The organism is Pseudomonas sp. 2995-1 (assembly GCF_002742505.1).
GTDB lineage: Bacteria > Pseudomonadota > Gammaproteobacteria > Pseudomonadales > Pseudomonadaceae > Aquipseudomonas > Aquipseudomonas sivasensis.
In genome coordinates, this window is the sequence record NZ_LJSA01000522.1 from 1 (window position 1) to 303 (window position 303).

The 303-nt window shown below is 38.6% G+C and carries 1 protein-coding gene; it reads left to right on the forward strand.

Annotated features, from left to right (window positions below; all coding sequences use genetic code 11):
• Window positions 1-64: 64 nt before the first annotated feature.
• On the forward strand, window positions 65-303 hold a 239-nt coding region (locus tag AOA61_RS31955; RefSeq protein WP_218197390.1), incomplete at its 3' end, for a hypothetical protein.

Here is a 303-nt window from a genome sequence, read left to right on the forward strand (position 1 = left end):
GGTAGACTGTTCTACAATATATTAGAGCACCTACCCCTTAATTAATATTTAGTAGGAAGTGGTCATGATGATCAAGGATAAACGCACGCTATTATCTACCATAGTCGTGTTCATTTTCGGAATTGCGTTATTTTACATTGGAACGGATGGTTTTCGCGCGTACACTGCTGAAACAGCAAGGATCTATCAATTAGTTGAAACACAGCCACAATTCCCTGAAGTAACCCTTGAGGATAGTAGAGCAGACACGTACTCTATCTCAAAATTTCAAGGGAAGTATATAATCATCACCTTTATGTACAC